Origin of the sequence: Cellvibrio fontiphilus (assembly GCF_042646205.1) — a bacterium.
In the GTDB taxonomy this organism is placed as follows: domain Bacteria; phylum Pseudomonadota; class Gammaproteobacteria; order Pseudomonadales; family Cellvibrionaceae; genus Cellvibrio; species Cellvibrio fontiphilus_A.
This window is the reverse complement of record NZ_JBHRTF010000004.1, coordinates 1,103,954-1,121,245: the sequence shown is the minus strand read 5'-3', so window position 1 is coordinate 1,121,245 and position 17,292 is coordinate 1,103,954. Positions and strand designations below refer to the sequence as shown.

The 17,292-nt window shown below is 52.9% G+C and carries 11 protein-coding genes; 6 read left to right on the top strand and 5 right to left on the bottom strand.

The window, feature by feature from the left end; translation table 11 throughout:
* The first annotated feature begins 42 nt into the window (after positions 1-42).
* Positions 43-2,172, top strand: a complete 2,130-nt coding sequence (locus ACFODX_RS13340) for a TonB-dependent siderophore receptor (RefSeq protein WP_378119901.1) — start codon at positions 43-45, stop codon at positions 2,170-2,172.
* 91 nt (positions 2,173-2,263) lie between these two features.
* Here ACFODX_RS13340 and ACFODX_RS13335 read toward each other — a convergent pair whose 3' ends face one another.
* The 3 genes from ACFODX_RS13335 to ACFODX_RS13325 form a co-directional block, all read right to left on the bottom strand.
* Positions 2,264-4,753, bottom strand: a complete 2,490-nt coding sequence (locus ACFODX_RS13335) for a PVC-type heme-binding CxxCH protein (RefSeq protein ID WP_378119899.1) — start codon at positions 4,751-4,753, stop codon at positions 2,264-2,266.
* 3 nt (positions 4,754-4,756) lie between these two features.
* Positions 4,757-5,488 carry a 3-keto-disaccharide hydrolase gene (locus ACFODX_RS13330; RefSeq protein ID WP_378119897.1) on the bottom strand — a complete coding sequence of 244 codons (732 nt, stop codon included), beginning with the start codon at positions 5,486-5,488 and terminating at the stop codon, positions 4,757-4,759.
* A 175-nt stretch (positions 5,489-5,663) separates the two neighbouring features.
* On the bottom strand, positions 5,664-7,814 hold the full coding sequence (locus ACFODX_RS13325; protein WP_378119894.1) for a TonB-dependent siderophore receptor: 2,151 nt from the start codon (positions 7,812-7,814) through the stop codon (positions 5,664-5,666).
* Between the two features lie 143 nt (positions 7,815-7,957).
* Between ACFODX_RS13325 and ACFODX_RS13320 the strand changes: the two genes are divergently transcribed.
* The 3 genes from ACFODX_RS13320 (at position 7,958) to ACFODX_RS13310 (ending at position 12,457) form a co-directional block, all read left to right on the top strand.
* A complete protein-coding gene (locus ACFODX_RS13320; RefSeq protein ID WP_378119892.1) occupies positions 7,958-8,545 on the top strand; it encodes a hypothetical protein in 588 nt (195 codons plus the stop codon).
* A gap of 35 nt (positions 8,546-8,580) precedes the next feature.
* Positions 8,581-10,131, top strand: a complete 1,551-nt coding sequence (locus ACFODX_RS13315) for a PepSY-associated TM helix domain-containing protein (protein ID WP_378119890.1) — start codon at positions 8,581-8,583, stop codon at positions 10,129-10,131.
* A 217-nt stretch (positions 10,132-10,348) separates the two neighbouring features.
* Positions 10,349-12,457, top strand: coding sequence for a TonB-dependent receptor family protein (locus tag ACFODX_RS13310; RefSeq protein ID WP_378119888.1), 2,109 nt, complete (start codon positions 10,349-10,351; stop codon positions 12,455-12,457).
* A 63-nt stretch (positions 12,458-12,520) separates the two neighbouring features.
* Here ACFODX_RS13310 and ACFODX_RS13305 read toward each other — a convergent pair whose 3' ends face one another.
* Both ACFODX_RS13305 and ACFODX_RS13300 read right to left on the bottom strand, forming a co-directional pair.
* Positions 12,521-12,832, bottom strand: a complete 312-nt coding sequence (locus ACFODX_RS13305; RefSeq protein WP_378119886.1) for a type II toxin-antitoxin system RelE/ParE family toxin — start codon at positions 12,830-12,832, stop codon at positions 12,521-12,523.
* A 3-nt stretch (positions 12,833-12,835) separates the two neighbouring features.
* Complete coding sequence (locus tag ACFODX_RS13300; protein ID WP_378119884.1) at positions 12,836-13,045, bottom strand: addiction module protein; 210 nt, start codon at positions 13,043-13,045, stop codon at positions 12,836-12,838.
* Positions 13,046-13,289: 244 nt separating this feature from the next.
* On the opposite strand from ACFODX_RS13300, the gene ACFODX_RS13295 reads away from it, so the two are divergent.
* Both ACFODX_RS13295 and ACFODX_RS13290 read left to right on the top strand, forming a co-directional pair.
* Positions 13,290-15,671: a TonB-dependent receptor gene (locus ACFODX_RS13295; RefSeq protein ID WP_378120109.1), complete on the top strand. Its 2,382-nt coding sequence runs from the start codon at positions 13,290-13,292 to the stop codon at positions 15,669-15,671.
* A 120-nt stretch (positions 15,672-15,791) separates the two neighbouring features.
* The gene (locus tag ACFODX_RS13290) at positions 15,792-17,123 is read left to right on the top strand and encodes a hypothetical protein (protein WP_378119882.1); all 1,332 of its coding nucleotides are present in this window, start codon (positions 15,792-15,794) and stop codon (positions 17,121-17,123) included.
* The last annotated feature ends 169 nt before the right edge of the window (positions 17,124-17,292 follow it).

The following is a 17,292-nucleotide window of genomic DNA, read 5'->3' as shown; positions in this document are numbered from 1 at the left end:
TGGCGCCATTCAATCCTTGTCTACAGCCCTGAGATAAAAGCCATGACCCTGCATAAATCCTTGCTTGCCAGCACCATCGCCAGCCTTCTGCTCTACCCCGGCCTCGGCCTTGCCGCCGAACAACCCGGCAAACTTAACACCGTGAAAGTGGAAGCCGATGCGCTGGGCAACACCACCGAACAGACCGATGCCTACACCACCGGCAGCATGAACACTGCGACCAAGCTGGACTTGAGCATTCGCGAGACGCCCCAGTCAGTGTCGGTGATTACCAGCCAACAGATTGAAGACTTGAATATTGTCACGGTGAATGAAGCGCTGGATACCGCAACCGGTGTAAGCGTAAAGCGCTCGGAAACCGACCGCACTTACTTTGAAGCGCGCGGTTTTAACATCAACAACTTTCAAATGGATGGCGTGGGCATTCCCCTGCACTGGGGTTTGTTGGAGGGCGATATCGACATGGCGACTTATGACCGCGTGGAAATCGTGCGCGGTGCCAGCGGCTTGATGAGCGGTTTAGGCAGCCCCGCCGCCACCGTCAACTTGATTCGCAAACGTCCCACCGCAGAAACCCAAGCCAGCGCTAGCCTGACCCAGGCGCGCTGGGATGACACCCGCGTGCAAGCCGATGTATCTGGCCAAGTCGCCGAACCTATCCGCGCGCGCGTGGTAGTGAGCGACCAAAGCCGCGATTCCTATTTGCAGGACTATTACAAAGACCTGAGCAGCACTTACGGCGTGGTGGAGGCGGATCTGGGTCTGAACACCCTGCTCACCGCCGGTATTAGCCGCCAAAAAAGCGAAGCCGATAGCCCTATGTGGGGCGCCATCACCCTGACTTACCTGGCCGATGATGGCAGCACCCGCCCAGCCAACTTCCGCCGCTCCATGAACAGCTCGGCCGACTGGGCTTACTGGGATGTAAAAGACACCCGCAGTTTTGTGGAGCTGGACCACACCTGGGCCAACGGCTGGAATACCAAAGCCACCTACAACCGCACCAAAACCCGCGGCGCGCAAGAGTTGCTCTATGTGTATGGCACGCTGAAAGAAGATATGTCGGGCCTTACCGGCTGGGCCGGAAAATTTGACCGCGAAACCGACATCAAACTGTTTGACGTAGCCACCAGCGGCGAATTTAAAACCGGCGATTTAACCCACAAATTTGTGGTGGGCGCTAATCAAGCCGACAACGACGTGGATGAGTACGCTCTGTACGACTACACCACCGGCAATGGCTTCCCCGCCATCACCAATATGGCGCAATGGACGGGCGATACACCTCACCCCACGTTTACTGACATGCCCAACGGCGAAATCACCTCCGACAAACAAACCGGCGTTTATCTAGCGGGCCAGTTCAGCCTGAGCGAGGACTTGAAACTACTGACCGGTGCCCGTTCAGCGCGCTACGAAAGTGAAAGCGTCAGCTACGGCGCCGACCTGAGTAAAAAAGATGACGTGGTAGTGCCCTACGCCGGCCTGACTTACGACCTGAGTAAACAACTCACGCTCTACACCAGCTACACCGAAACTTTTACCCCGCAGAGCGAAAGCAAACTCTCCGGTGAGCGCCTTGACCCGGTAACGGGCGTAAATAAAGAAGTGGGTTTAAAAGGCGAATTTTTCAGCGGCAAACTCAATACCAGCTTCGCGGTATTTGAAACAGCGCAAGAAGGTTTGGCAACACTGGCTGGTTTTAACACTGACCCAAGCTTGGGTGAAACCGGTAATTATTATGCAGGTGACGACTATGAGTCGCGCGGGTTTGAATTTGAAATAGCCGGTGAACTGACCGAGCAAATCAACCTGATATTGGGTTACACCAACCTGACCATCGACGATAACAAGGGCGAAGTCTCGCGCACCTTTACGCCCAAACAATCAGCCAAATTTACCGTCAATTATTACCCGCAATTTGCACCGGGTTTGAAGCTGGGTAGTTTTGTGGAATACCGTTCAGATACTTACTTGCGCGGCACAGTAATCGAGCAGGATGCGTTAACACTGGTGGATTTATTTGCCAGTTACGAGTTCAACGACAATTGGTCGGCATCACTTAACTTGAGCAACGTCACAGATAAAACCTACCTGACCAGTTTTGAATACAGCCAGGCTTACTACGCCGAACCGCGCAATATCAGCGCGACGATTCGCTGGCAGTACTAATAAAAATCCCGCCGGATTAACACCCGGCGGGATTTTTCTTTTTACATCACATTCGTATTTATCGTCGGCATTAGCCCCGCTATAACCTCACTTATTGCCCCAATTCACTCGCTGTGTAGGGCTGGGTGCGATTCGCCGTTTGTGCGCGCAGTTTACTTACATTGTCTGCGCTAATTGCACCGGCGGCATTGCCCCAGTTGTTGCGAATATAGGTGGCTATATCGGCAGTATCCTGATCGCTAACGCTTGGGTTAGTCGCTAAACCGGGCATCATCATCGGCAGGTTGTAATCAACACCATTCACTGTGAGTGGGCCGTGCAAACCGTGCAGCAAAATTTTTATTAACCGTTCAGGTGTGCCGGTAACCCATTCACTATTTGCCAGTGGTGGCGCCATGCCATCCATACCTTGCCCTTGTTTACCGTGGCAACCAAAACAGGCGGCGCGCCCATCAAATAATGCCTGGCCCCGGTAGTATTGGTTTTGCTCTTGAGTTACAAGATTGTTGAAATTACTTTCAATAATTTTTTGTTTGCCCACCAAATCCAACAAGGCCGTTAATTCCTGACTGGCAGCAGCGCCTAAAAATGTTTTTAACTCCTGCTCGCGGCCCGCGCTACCACTGACTATCGCCTGATTAATTAACGGCTGATCGCCATAATTTGCCAACAGAGTTTTGATCAGTTCAAAACACGAATCGATTTTTAATTTACCGGCACTGAGTGCAAGTTGCAGCGCGACTTCATAGTCGCTCTTGGCTAGCTCCGCCAAACGCGGGGCAAATACTTGCTGCTCGGCTTTGGGTAAATGGGGCAACAACGCAATTGCCGAAATCTGCACCTTGGGGTGAGCGGTATTTAAACCGGCGCTGATGCTCTGGGCATTAACGGCATTCAGCCCCTCCAGTGTCCAGAGCGCATTGATTTGGGCGCGGTGATCCAGGGCTTGTTGCACCAGGCGAGTAATGCCCGCCACTACCGATTTATCATTCTGCTGGATGATCAACCGCCGTGCTGTATCGCGATACCAACCGTTGGCGTGCGCCAAATAGGGAACCAATTGTGCGGCGGTTTTATCTTCCAATTGCGGCTTGGGCGCCAAGGGTTTATCGGCCCAGCGCAGGCGATAAATGCGCCCGAGTGTGCTGTTGTATTTGTGCAATTGGCGGTTTTCTGCTTGCTCGCGCAAATAGCTGGTTAAATATTCTTTATGTTGGATAACGCCATGATACATATCGAGGATGTACAGCGAACCATCGGGTGCGGTGTATAAATTTACCGGGCGAAAACGCTCATCGGTAGACGCGAGTATTTCACTGTGCGGATAAATTTCCTCGCCGCGAAATTGACCTCGCTCCTCAATAATGCGCCTGACCGAAAGTAAATTGGCGGCGGGTTCCGGGGTAAATGCAACCCCATAAAACTCAGCGGGAAATTGATCGCCGCGATAAACCACACTGCCACTTGCCGCGGTGAAATTAATTAATTTGCCTTTATTGGGCCCATCGGCAACCAGGGTTTCTGGCAGATAAGCGCGGTTCACGCCCGGATTAATTCGTGCCGGGTAAATTTGATTGCCACCAATACTCTGCGCTTTTATTTCCTGCACCAGACCGGGGTTTTTATTGAGCGAATTGGGGCGCAAATATTCGCCCTGAGCGGGCGCGCTATTCCAGGTGTGAAACAGGCGGCCATAATCATCCATGCTCATACCCCACTGGCCGCGGTATTCGGTGCTGGCACTCGCCATTTTCCAATAGCGGTTGCGATAAATTTCTTCCGCCCCCGCTGGCAATTCACTGTCGAGCGGCAATATTTTGTAGCGGCGATCACTTTTTGCGTTGTAATACCAATTATCCAAACCCAACATCATGGCATTGGGTTTGTGCTCAACACTGCCGCCTTGGGCGTAGGTTGGATCAACCACTTCGCGAATGCCCAACTTATCGCCCGCCAACACTTCAGCAAAAACCAATTGGGTTTGATCCGCATAGAGGATGCCGCCTTTTACCAACACCACCGTGCGCGGCAGAATCAAATCGTTTAAAAATACGTTGCGTGTATCAACTTTACCGTCGCCGTTAGTATCCTCAAGGATGGCGATATTACCTTTAGGAACCTCCTCATTATTGCCATCCAAATCCGGCATAAAGGTGTTCATCTCCGCTACCCACATGCGCCCGTTGCCATCAAAACTCATGGCTACGGGGCTAAACACATTGGGTTCTGCGGCAACATTTTCTATTACAAACCCCGGTTGCAACTGCATGGATTGCAATGCCTGTGGCACGGCTAAAACCGGCGCGGGCGGAATATCTTCGGCGGCAATCGGTGGCGTCATATCCTCGCCATGGCGATCACCGAGGTTTCTTACGGGCGTGCTTTTGGTTGCATCAGGTTTTGTTGCATCGGGTTTTGTTGCTTCAGATTTTTCAGCAGCTCGCGCATTACTCTGATCAGAATGCAAAGCTTCTGTACTGCAATTGACGATGGATAAACCCAGCAGTGTGCAAACCAGCAGGTGTATGGTTGATTGTTTGACGTTTATTGTTGGTTTTTTGGTGTTGTTTGACGTAGACAAGATTTATTCCAGTTCAGTGATAAATACATTGCGAAAACGAACGATATTATTGGTCGCGCCAGTGGTTTTCAGTAGCTCGCTGCCGTGATGCTGCAAGCCAATAAAACCCTCGCTGTCTTTGTTATCTTTAACGTGCGTTGTCAGAACATCATTAAGATAAATTTTTATATCGCTGCCACGGCATTCAATGCGATACCGGTTCCACTGCAAATGGCGATAAGCATTTGCCATGTCAGCCGTCCATGCACCCAGGTAATTTTTTTCAAAATCGGCATCGGGAAATGAACGGGTAGCGTGAACCGGGTGTAACCACTCACGTCGCGCTTGATCGTACAAGCCACCGCTCCACTTGCGCTCGCTGGGGTCTACTTCCGCTTGATAGCCCATAGCCTGCTGGCGATTATTATCGGTTTTGATTTGACCGCGAAACATAATGCCGGAATTGCTGTACTCACTCACATCCGGCATTAACACTTCTGCGGTGAGAATAAAATTTTTGTAGGTTTTTTTGGTGGTGAAAAACCAGTTATCGGTCGCCTTAAGAATCAGTTCACCATCGTTAACCTGGGCGCTGCCATAATCATAAATATTGGTAAATTGACTCAGTTTTTCGTCAATTAAATTCACCGGTTTGGGAAGTGATTGGTTGGGGGGTGATTGTTTGAGGGGTGATTGTTCAGCGTATGTAGCAGTCGCTGTGAGTAAAACAAAGGTCATTATTATATTTTTTAACATGGTAAACGGCTCCCTGGGAACAGACAAAAACCTTACAACAGCTTTTGGATTCGACCTTAATACAAACCGCCGCTAAGTAACACCTGGTTTGCATAAATTTAAGTTTCAAAAAAATGGGCGCCGAAGCGCCCATTATCTATCACTGAGTTGTTGTCTATTCACCCATCGCAGGCGATCAGAAGTTGTAACGCACATCCGCGGTGATGGTTCTGCGCTCACCGGCAAAACAATCGCCGCGCGCCAAACAGCTGGTGTAGTGGATTTTATCCTCCAGGTTGCGGGCGTTCAGGCTAAAGAACCAGTTTTCCACTTCATAACCCAGCATCGCATCCACCAGGGTGTAGCCATTGATGCGCACCGCGCGGTTGTCGCGGCCGTCCCAGCTTTTACCTATATCGCGCAGGCCCAAGCCAACACGCAGGCCTTGCAAGTCACCGGTAAAACGGTAACTGCCCCAGAAGGACGCCAGGTTTTCCGGTATCGCGGCAAAGCGGTAACCGGTGACCTTGTCTTTGGTATCGGTATAGCTGTAGCTGGCGATGACATCCCACTGCGCCCAGGTGCCCTGCACTTCCAGTTCAGCGCCTTCGCTCTCGGCTTCACCGGTTTGCACTGTGCCCTGTTTAAAGGTGTTGTCCGGCTGGGGCACAGATACGCTCAGGGTGCGGCCATTTTCATTAATCTCAAACAGCGCCAAGGTGACCAACAGGTTGCTGCTGCCCGGTTGGTATTTAATACCCAGTTCGGTTTGCTCGCCGGTTTTGGGTTTAAGTGCCTCGTCGTAAACGTTGAAACCCGCCATAGGCTCAAAGGATTCGGTGTAGCTGGCGTAAGGGCGCAGGCCGTTGGCAAATTGGTACATCACACCCACGCGACCGGTATCGGCATCGGTATCGTAATTAACGCTGGCCGCATTCTGGTTTTGGGATTTCACCTGATCGCGACGCAGGGCGGCGGTGAGCACCCAGTTGCCGGCGATCATATGATCCTGAATGTAAAAACCTTCCTGCTCCAGTTGGGTATAGGGGTAGTTGGTAATGGTTGGCGTGGGCAGGTATTGGCCATACACCGGGTTGTACAGGTCGATGGAACCGCCCGCACCGGGTGTGGCATAGCTGCCGTTACTGCGCCAGAAATCGTTGTCGATTGTGGCGTCTTGCACATCCACACCCACCACCAGTTTGTGGTCGATGAACCCGGTGCTAAAACCGCCCTGCAGGTTTACATCGCCCACCAGTACTTCGCTGCTGGCATCACTCACATAGGCCGCGCGGTTGATGGTGCGACCATCGGCGTTAATGCGCAGGCCAGAGCCGGTAAATACCGGCCACATGGACCAGTAGTCAGCGCTGCTATCGGTGTGACGCACGCGGGCATTAAGCGTCCAGCTGTCGTTGAGCGCCTGCGCGGCAATCAGGGTGAAGGCTTCTTGCTCGGAGTTGTACTTGTCCCAGCCCGGCTCACTCAGGAATACACCGGGGTCAAGGTCGCCGAATGCGCCGGGTAATACTGTGCCCTGCCAAGGCAGGAATTGGGTGCCGGTGCCGGTTTCATCCTTCTGGATATTGGCAAGCAGCGTGATGCTGGTGGCCTCGCTGGGCTTCCAGGTCAGTGAGGGACTGAATACGCGGCTGTCGTCATCCACGTAATCGGTTTGGGTTTCGCTGTCGCGCCCCAGGGCAACCACGCGGAATAGCCACTCGCCGTCGGTATCCAAGGCACCGGTGACGTCAGCCGCCAGTTGTTTGCGCGCGAAGGTGCCGTATTGCACCCAGACTTGGGCAGAAAATTCCTGCTCGGGTAATTTGGAGCTGAGGTTAACCACACCGCCCAGTGAACCCTGGCCGTAAAGTACCGATGACGGCCCTTTGAGGATTTCCACGCGATCCAGGGTGTAAGGCACGGCGCGGGTATTGTTGTAACTGCCAAACAGGGATTTAAGCCCGTCGATGTACTGCACCGGCGCGGTGCCGCGGATGGTTGCCCAATCGCCGCGACTGTCGATGCCATAGGTGCCGCCATTCACACCGGCGGAATACTGCAGCGCATCCTGCAGGGTTTTTACGCCCGTGGCGGTGAAAAAGTCCTCGGTCAAAATCGATACTGAAAAGGGTGTTTCTACCAGGGGCACGTCTATTTTGCCCACGGCGGTCGTGCGCTGGGCCAAGTCTTTACCCACTACAGTGACTTGTTCAATGGTCGTGCTGGTCGCCTTGGGTTCGGCGGCAACTGCAGCAACATGGCCTAAACCAAACGTGATACCTACGGCGAGCGCCAGGGGATGAACTGCGCGACGCGCAGCGACAGGCAAAGTGTGTGATGTCACAGCAAATAACTCCTAAATGCGAATCCCAACAATTAAACAGACCTAATCCATTTTGATAATAATTCCTATTGGAGACATTATTGCATTGACGCCAAATTAATCGCAAATGATAATTGCTAGCAATATCTTTTGAGCGTAACCCCATGTCCATGTTTCTCTCCTCCATCGACCCACTTGGCAGCTTGCTAGGGCTGTGTTTGCTGCTGTTGGGAATAGGCTTATTGCATGCGGCATGGCGGCGCCCGCAACGCCACTGGCCGCTGATTAGCGCAGGCTGGTTGAGTATCGCCCTGGCCTATTGGCCCTGGATGAAGGCGGCCGGTTTCGATAAAGGCGCCGCCCTGGCGAGCTTGCTGCCCGGCCTGCTGGCGCTGCTCGTTATCATTTTCCGCACCGATTGGCGCAGCCACACAAAAGCGCCAGTTGCTGCACGGGCTGCAGCCAAGGCGGTGATTACATCCTCTTGGCAAAGGCTGGCTCTGTCGCTCACGCAGCGAATTCTGGTGGTTGGACTGCTGTCACTCAGTGCTGCGATTGGCATTGGCCTGGCGGTTTATGCGCTGCTGGATGCCAGTCTGGTGAATCGCGTTATCAGCGCCGCACTGGTCGTACTACTGGTCTGGCCAGCTTTGATGGTATGGAGCCAAAGCCGTGTGTCGCTGCTCAAACCCGCGCTTTGGTTTGTTGGCATAAGCCTTGGAGGCTGGCTGTTTACGCCGGCCATTTTCTAACCCCCTTTCCTCTACATATTCGCTTGGATTTAACCGTGGCCAGATCATTCAGACTTTCATCCAACAGCCTGCGCGCCAACCTCAAGGCCCACTCGGGGCTGGGGTTATTTATCGCCGCCCTGCTGTATTTGGTGTGTATGACCGGGGTGGTCAGCGTGTATTACCCGGACATAGAACAGTGGGAGCAGGCCGATATAGCCGCTACCCAAACAGTGACGCCGGCGCAGATACAGGCCGCCGTAGAGACTATTTACGAACATCACCAGCAACAAACCGGCAAGGGTGATAAGGCTGGGGCGCTGGAGGATATTTGGGTCAATATGCCCACGACCGATATGCCGCGCTTTATTGTGGGCGCCTCCCCCGCTCGGGCCGAAGGTGAAGCCAAAAGAGAGAAACTGGAGTTTCACCTGAACAGTAATGGCAGCCTGGGGCCGGCAGTCGCCCATGAATGGACGCACTTTGTTGTTAAATTGCACTACGCCCTGACGCTTCCCGGGGTATGGGGCATAACCCTGGTTGGGGTGATTGGCATGGTGCTGGTGGCCATGACCATCAGCGGGATTCTCGCCCACCCCAATATCTTTAAAGATGCATTCGCCTTGCGTATTAATCGCGGGGCGCGTCAGCAGCAGGTGGATATGCACAACCGTATTGGCGTTTGGGCGACGCCCTTTATTCTGGCTATCGCCCTCACGGGTGCACTGATTGGGTTATCGCAAGTGTTGTTGTTTACCTTTGCGACCGGCTTTCACAAAGGCGATACCACCGCCATTAGCAACCAGCTGTATATGCCACACCCGCAACCGACCCATGAACCTGCGCCGCTGCTGGATGTGGCGCCGATTGTGGAGAAGTTCCAGCGCGATTACCCGCACCTGAACGCCTATTTTCTGGCAATCCACTACCCTGCAACCACAGCGCAGGCGGTTGAGATTGGGGCTTATGTGCCCAATCGCCTGGCCTGGTATGACGCCGTTCAATACAACGCGGCCGGGGAAGAAACAAAGCGCCTGGGCTGGCCAGACGGTGATCTGGGCATGCAAATTTATGCCTCCACCTATCGCCTGCACTTTGGGCATTTTGGCGGTTTGCCGGTGAAAATCCTCTACACCCTGCTCGGTCTGGGCCTGTGTTTTATCTGTGCTACCGGCATGAACATCTGGTTTCGGCGCCAGCAGCAGGCGGGCAACCCGCGCGCTGTAACAGAACGTTTGTGGCTGGCTGCCGTATGGGGTTTTCCCTGCGCCCTGGTGTTAACCGGCATCAGCAGTTTTTGGTGGCCGCAGGCATCGGTAGCACTTTTCTGGGGCGGCAGTGTATTGCTGGCGGCTGGCGCGCTTGTTGCCAAGAGCCGCCGTCAAGTGTCCATAGGCCTGAGGCTGCTCTTGATTGCCCTGATCGCACTGCTCTTAACCGCACATATCGCCCGCTTTGGCAGTGCGGCCTTGAGTGGCGCGAGTTTGCTGGTAAACGGTTGGTGGTTGATTGCCGCGCTGGCATTAATCGTCGGCCTGAAACCCGGCCTGCCGCTGGCAACAAGCAAGCGTCAGATCCCGACTGAAACCAGCAGCGACCCTGCCTGACACTCGTCACCCCCGCACAGAAGACTTCGCCCTACCCGGATGCAGCCAAAAGGTAGCATCCGGCTTACATCATTGTTCATATATTTTTGATGTAAATGGTTCCTGTTTGTTATAGTGCCGCATCTGAAAAATAATGCTTTACGTATTTGATTGCCAAAATCACTTAGGGTGAAGCACACCAGCTATAGCAACCTACTGTTAACCGAAGGAACTTCACATGCGTCACGCCGCTCTGTCTACTGCACATGCAGTCACTTTTTTACCAAAACCACTGGCTCTTGGCATTGCACTGGCCCTAAGTGGTGGTGCTGTTATGGCGCTGCCCGCCGTTGCTGAAACCAAAACCCTGCCCAAAGTGGTAGTAGTTGGCACCGAAGAGGGTGATGTTGAGCGTCAACCCGGCTCAGTGGGCATAGTGACCCAAGAGGAATTAACCCTTAAACAACCGCGCTCTACCGAAGAAGCGCTGCGCGCCGTACCGGGCGTAGCCATCAAGCAAGAAGAAGAAAGCGCGATTGTGGCCAACATTGGTATTCGCGGCCTCAGCTCGGCGGATTACAAAACCCTGATTCTGGAAGACGGCGTACCCGTAGCCCCCGGCCTGTTTGTGGGCAATGGCCGCTACTACAACCCGCGTATCCAGCGCATGGAAAGTATTGAAGTGTTGAAAGGCGCCGCCTCATTGCGCTACGGCCCCAGCACCATCGGCGGGGTGATCAACTACATCACCAAACAACCTAAAGATGGCGTACAACTGGAAGCCCGCGCCGGCTCCTTTAATAGCCGCGAAGCAACTCTGGAAGTGGGCGGTTCTACCCCATCGCAAGAAGCCCAATTTGGTGCCTTTATCACCCGCGCCAGCAGCGACGGTTTTATGGATAAAGGCTACGACATGACCGATGTGATGGTGAAAACCGGCATGGCACTGGGCGATGACCAATGGCTGAGCGTAAAAGTCAGCGATTACGACAGCGAAGCCAATATTTCCTACCGCGGTGTATTCCTGCAGCAATATAAAGATGGCGTGCACGAAAACCCGGCACCGGACGACTACTTCATTAGCGGCCGCCGCAGCCTGGACATCAACCACGACTGGGATATCAACGCCACCACCAAACTCAGCACCCTGGTATTTGGCAGCGAAACCTATCGCGATTACTGGCGCTACAACGCCGATAACGCCGCCTCTGTCGCCGCTGGCCAGTGGGTTTACCTGGACACACTCAACGGCAACAACCGCAGCTTTGAACGTTTTGGGGTAGACAGCCGCCTGAAGCTGCAACACCAATTGTTTGGCATTGCCAACGAAACCGAATATGGTGTGCGTTTGATGAATGAATCCATGGATGACGTGACCATCGCCGCCACCCGCGCCACCCCGCGCACGGGTACTATCGGCAAAGATCAGGTTGAATCTGCCGACAGTCTCGCGCTCTATGCCCAGAACCGTTTTGTGGTGACCGAGCGCCTGGCCGTGACCGCTGGTTTGCGCGCCGAGAGCTACGAGCAAACCATCAAAAACAAGCGCGCTGCTACCAATAACCAAGCCGATACTTCCAACACCGAAGTACTGCCCGGTTTAGGTGCCACCTACCAAATCAACACAGGTCTGCAAGGTTTTGCCAGCGTGTATAAAGCCTTCTCCCCGGCGCTGAACGGCGATGCGCTCAACGGCCTGCAAGACCAGGAACTGGACGCCGAACGCTCAGTCAACCTTGAAGCGGGTGTACGTGGCGCCGGTGAAAAACTGAGCTACGAGCTGACCTTCTTCCGCATGGACTTTGACAACCAAATCATCCCTGCCAACTCCAACAGCCAGTTCCAGCGCACCAACGGCGGCGAAACCCTGCACCAGGGTCTTGAAGCGGCATTGGGCTGGGATTTGGGCGCCGGCTTTACCTGGAAATCCAGCGCCACCTACATTCCCGACGCGGAATTTGTCGGCGACCGCCGCGCTGCCAACGGCACTATCACCACGCCCGATGGCAACCGCGTAACTTACGTCCCTGAGTGGGTTATCAACACCAGCCTGGAGTACAAAACCGGCAAACTGAGCACCGCACTCAGCCTGCACCACACCGGCGAGCAGTACACCGATGTGCTCAACACCAAACCCATCACCGAAAACACCTCCGGCTTCTTCACCGGTGAGATAGATGCTTACACCCTGCTCGATTTAAGCGCTGTGTATGAATTCAACAAAGACGTCAGCGTCAGCGCCAGCGCCAAAAACCTCACCGACGAAAAATACATCGCCAGCCTGCGCCAAGGTATTTACGTTGGCACCGAACGCTCAATCGATGTCGGTGTAAAAGTGAAGTTCTAATCCAGATCGCCGCGTTAAAAAACCAAAAAGCCACCCTTGCTGTGGCTTTTTGGTTTTTATTCGTTAAACATCAAAACGCTCTTTGATCGAATCAGGATTTTGGCGGCAATCCAACACAGCAACAACATAAGCGGTGCGCTCCTGTAATTCGTAATAGATTGCAAAAGGAAAACGTTTGGAAAGCATGCGGTAGAAACCCGCATAAGATTTGGGGTGTGCACCGGCGGCTACACAAAGGGAATCAATATCAGCGATGAGATTATCTACAAAATAATCGCCAAGACCTGCAACTTGCGACTCGTAAAACTCAAAACCAGAAAGCAAATCCTGCTCCGCCGAATGGGTGAGACGAATAGAAAATAGTGACTCATCCATAAATTAAGAACGGTTCCGTAAACCCGCTTTTACTTCCTGCCATGACTTATGCTCACCGCGCTGCAACTCTGCGCGACGCTCCGTTAAAACTTCTTCATGCCATGCAGGGCTTGGGTTGTAGTTAGGCTCGCGACAGAGGGAATCCCATAACTGTTCCATAGCCTGAATGCGTTCTGCCAAAGGGCGAGCTGCAAGTTCGTTAGCCAGTGACATAAAAATCTCCGCAATTGCACCTGACGAATAGTGAACAAAGCTTAGCACTTGCCACCCTATTCCGTCCCCCAAAACCACCGGGCTAACCGGCCAACCAAGAATATGTCTTATTAAAGGTTGCCCCCTCAAATTGTTATAGTATAACATTGCTAAAAATTTGAGAGACTTGGCCATGCTGCGCCGGGTCTTGGTTTTGATATGGCTTTGATGCGGCTTTTGATGTCGGTGAGGGGATGTAATGAGAATGAAAAAATCCATGTTGTGTTTGGCACTGGCGGCGGCGAGTGGTTCGGCGTTGGCGCAGGTGGAAGGTGTGGTGCGCGATGCGGCGGGTTTGCCGATTGCCGGGGCGACGGTTGAGGTGGTGGGCACCAAGATCCGCACCAGTGCCAATGAACAGGGTGAGTTCAGTCTGCCGCAAGTAACCAACAAGCATGTTGAGCTGCATGTGTTTGCGCCCAATTACACCCACACCACCCGCCATGTACATGAGGGCGATGGCCCGGTGGAGTTGGTGTTAAGCAGCACCACGCTGGAAATTGTGAATGTGATTGGCCTGCCCTGGCATGCCTCCAACATGGAATCGGCGCAGCCGGTGAATGTACTGGGCGGCGATGCACTACGCGCGCGCCAGTCGTCCACCCTGGGTGAAACCTTGAAACATGAAGTGGGTGTGCACTCCAGTTATTACGGGCCAGTGAGCAGCAGCCCGATTATTCGCGGTTTGGAAGGCCCGCGGGTGCTAGTCACCCAAAATGGTTTGGATGCGGGCGATGCCTCCCGCGTTGGCCCCGACCATGCAGTTGCGGCAGAGGCCTCCACCGCGCGCCAAATTGAAATTCTGCGCGGCCCGGCGACCCTGTTTTACGGCAGCGGTGCGATTGGCGGGGTAGTGAACGTGGTGGATGACCGCGTGCCGCGCACCACCGAAACCTTTGGCGAGTGGCGTGTACAGCAGGATTCCGTGGCCGACGACAAACTCGTCTCCGGTAGCGGCAATACCGGTGTGGGCAGCATGGGTTTGCATTTGGATGGTTTTTGGCGCGATGCCGACAATTACAAAATTCCCGGTGCTGCAGAAGTAGAAACCCACGAAGAACATGAAGGGGAGGAGCATGAGGAAGAAGGCCATGAGCATAGCGAGAGCAATCGCTTGGCTAATTCCTGGAGCGAAGCCAAGGGTTTTAATGCGGGTGTTAGCCAGGTAATGGACGAAGGTTTTGTCGGCCTTTCTTACGGGTTATTGGATCGCCAATACGCGATTCCCGGTCACAGCCACGGCGATGAAGAAACTGACGTGTACGCCGATGTAAAACAACATCGCATTCAGTTGTTGAGTGAACTGGATTTGGAGCACGACTTTTTTAGCGCGAGCAATACCCGTTTTGGTTTTACCGATTACGAACACAGTGAAATTGAAAATGGCACAGTGGGCACCACATTCCGCAACGAAACTGCCGAAGCGCGCTGGGAATTATTTCATCACCCCATCGCTGAATGGCGCGGTGCACTGAGTTTGCATTACAAACACAGCGATTTTGAAGCTATTGGCGAAGAGGCATTTACCCCGCCGAGCGAAACCGGCACCCTTGCCTTGGGTTTAATGGAGGAGCGTCACTTTGGAGATGTGTTGGTACAGCTGGGTGCACGTATCGAGCAGGTAAAAATTACTGCCGATAATTTTATGGTGGATTTAAATGAGCATGAGCATGGCGATGAACATGAACACGACGATGAACATGCCGAAGAATATTTGCGTGTATTTGCTATCGATCAGGAATCCACACCTTTTAGTGCGTCAGCAGGTGTAGTCTGGGATTTCACGCCCGGTTACAACCTGGGCGTTTCCTACACACACGCCGAGCGCACGCCATCAGCTGCCGAATTATTTTCTTTTGGCCCGCATATCGGTTCGGGTTTGTATGAAGTGGGCGCGCTGTTGCAATTAGTAAACGATGAAGACGGCGAATTCCATTTTGATTTGGCGCGCAGCGATTTGGAATTGGAACGCTCCAATAACCTGGATATTTCCCTGCGCAAATTTGAAGGCGATGTTGGTTTTATCCTCAACGCCTTCTACAACCGTATCGATAATTACTACTACCTTGCCGATACCGGTTTAACACGCGAATCCGGTGATGCACACGATCATGGCGCAGAAGACGAGCACGATCACAGCAGCGAATTGCCGGTATTTATTTATCAGGCGCGCGATGCTGAACTCTACGGTTTTGAAACGGAATTTATTTGGCAATTAGCTGCGCCTTTCAAACTCAGCCTCACCAGCGATTACATTCGCGCGCAATTAGTAGACGGCGGCGATTTACCGCGCATTCCACCGCTGCGACTGGGCGCACGTGCGCAATATGAAAGTGGCAACTGGCAGGCGGAATTAAGCAGCCAACATTATTTTGAACAGGATCAGATAGACACCTACGAAACCACTACTGATGCCTACACCCTGGTAGATGCGCAAATCAGTTACGCCCTGCGTGACGGTTTAAAAATTTACCTCAAAGGCAACAACCTTACCGACGAATATGCGCGGGTGCACGCTTCATTCCTGAAAGACAAAGCGCCCTTACCCGCACGCTCTTTTGCGCTGGGTGTGAGCGGTAGTTTTTAACACCCACTCCACTTAAACCACTGACGAGAACTCAATCGTGCCCGCTTAGGCGGGCATGACGGGCCAGCTTTTACCATTATTTTTTTATTTACCGATGATTATTTTAAAAGGGCAATTTAAATGATGAGACCAAATGTAATTTCCAGCCTGACGCTATTAATGCTCGCTGCAGTTCTGGGTGGCTGTGGTGGTAGCGACACCAAAATTGTTGAGCGCGACCCAGTGCCTATTGAAGACGATCACGACCATGACGACGACCATGATCACGACGATGAACTTACCCAAGGCCGCTTGCTGATCAGCGCAAAAGACCAAGCCAAAGTCAGCATCATCGACATTAAAGAAAAACAATTATTGGAAGAATATACGCTCACCGAAGCGCCCAGCGCGATTTATGCCAGCCCGAGTTATCGCTACGCTTATGTTATTCAACGCACCGCGGATTTGGTGAATGTGATTGACAGTGGCCTGTCGCAGGAAGATCACGGCGATCACAAAGACGATATTATCGAAGCGCCTCGCCAGATGAGTTTTACTACCAGTGATTCGCGCCCTACGCATTTCACCGGCAACAACACCCAATCGGTTATTTTCTTTGATGGCAACGCCGCCACCAGCACACCGGCGAGTGTGGGTGTTTACACCGAAAGTAATATTGCAAACAACACCGCGGGCACGCGTTTGCAATACACCACTCACATGCACGGCGCTGCGCAGGGGCGCGGTGATTATTTAATTTCCACCGTGCGCGATGCAGCAACAGAAAGCACACTGCCCGACCGGGTTGCAGTTTATAAAGCAGAAGCCGGTGTATTTACCGAGCAAGAAATTTTTGCCGAGACTTGCCCCGGTTTACACGGCAGTGCACAAAATGAAAATCAAATCGCCTTTGGCTGTACCGATGGTGTGTTAGTCATTACCCAAAATGGCGACAATTTCACTGCTGCAAAAATTGCCAACCCTGCCAGTTTTACCGGTACCACCCGCATTGGTACAGTGTTGGGCGATGCTGCACTGGGCCATTTTGTGGGCATAGCCGCCGGCCAATTTTTTGCGATAGATACCAGCGCTGCCAGCATCACCCCCATCAACTGGATTGACACCAGCCTTGCCACGGCGCCCACTGCACTGGCCTATGATTTTGTTGACGGCGGTGAGTTGTTGGTGATTCTGGATAATCAGGGCGGCCTGAATATTATTCACACCGATGATTGGGCGGTGGTGGATCGCCTGCAAGTGATTAGCAGCAACATTTCTGCCTTGCCTGCCGGCAGCCGCTTTGAATTGGCGGTCACGCCCGGCCACCATGTTTATGTTAGCGACCCTATCGCCAACCAAATCAAACAAGTGGATGTGGATTCGCTGGCGGTGAGCGAGACTCTGCAATTAAATTTTGTGCCGCATAAATTTACCTGGTTGGGTATTGCTGAGCCGGCGGGTAATCACCACTAATATCCTGCATATGTCGCGTTCTTTTTTTGCTTAGATTATTTGTTTAGCGTTTTGTTTAACCCCTCTCTTGCGGCGCCAATCGGCGCCGTTTTTTATCGCACAGTTGCGATTAGTCATTGCATCAGCCTGATTTTCAACCACACTCACAAGAGTCATTGCATTGCGCGAA

Bases quoted from the DNA above. Each gene is read 5' to 3' on its own strand.
- ACFODX_RS13340 (WP_378119901.1), top strand. From the start codon at position 43: ATGACCCTGCATAAATCCTTGCTTGCCAGCACCATCGCCAGCCTTCTG.
- ACFODX_RS13330 (WP_378119897.1), bottom strand. From the start codon at position 5,488: ATGTTAAAAAATATAATAATGACCTTTGTTTTACTCACAGCGACTGCT.
- ACFODX_RS13320 (WP_378119892.1), top strand. From the start codon at position 7,958: ATGTCCATGTTTCTCTCCTCCATCGACCCACTTGGCAGCTTGCTAGGG.
- ACFODX_RS13310 (WP_378119888.1), top strand. From the start codon at position 10,349: ATGCGTCACGCCGCTCTGTCTACTGCACATGCAGTCACTTTTTTACCA.
- ACFODX_RS13305 (WP_378119886.1), bottom strand. From the start codon at position 12,832: ATGGATGAGTCACTATTTTCTATTCGTCTCACCCATTCGGCGGAGCAG.
- ACFODX_RS13300 (WP_378119884.1), bottom strand. From the start codon at position 13,045: ATGTCACTGGCTAACGAACTTGCAGCTCGCCCTTTGGCAGAACGCATT.
- ACFODX_RS13295 (WP_378120109.1), top strand. From the start codon at position 13,290: ATGAAAAAATCCATGTTGTGTTTGGCACTGGCGGCGGCGAGTGGTTCG.
- ACFODX_RS13290 (WP_378119882.1), top strand. From the start codon at position 15,792: ATGATGAGACCAAATGTAATTTCCAGCCTGACGCTATTAATGCTCGCT.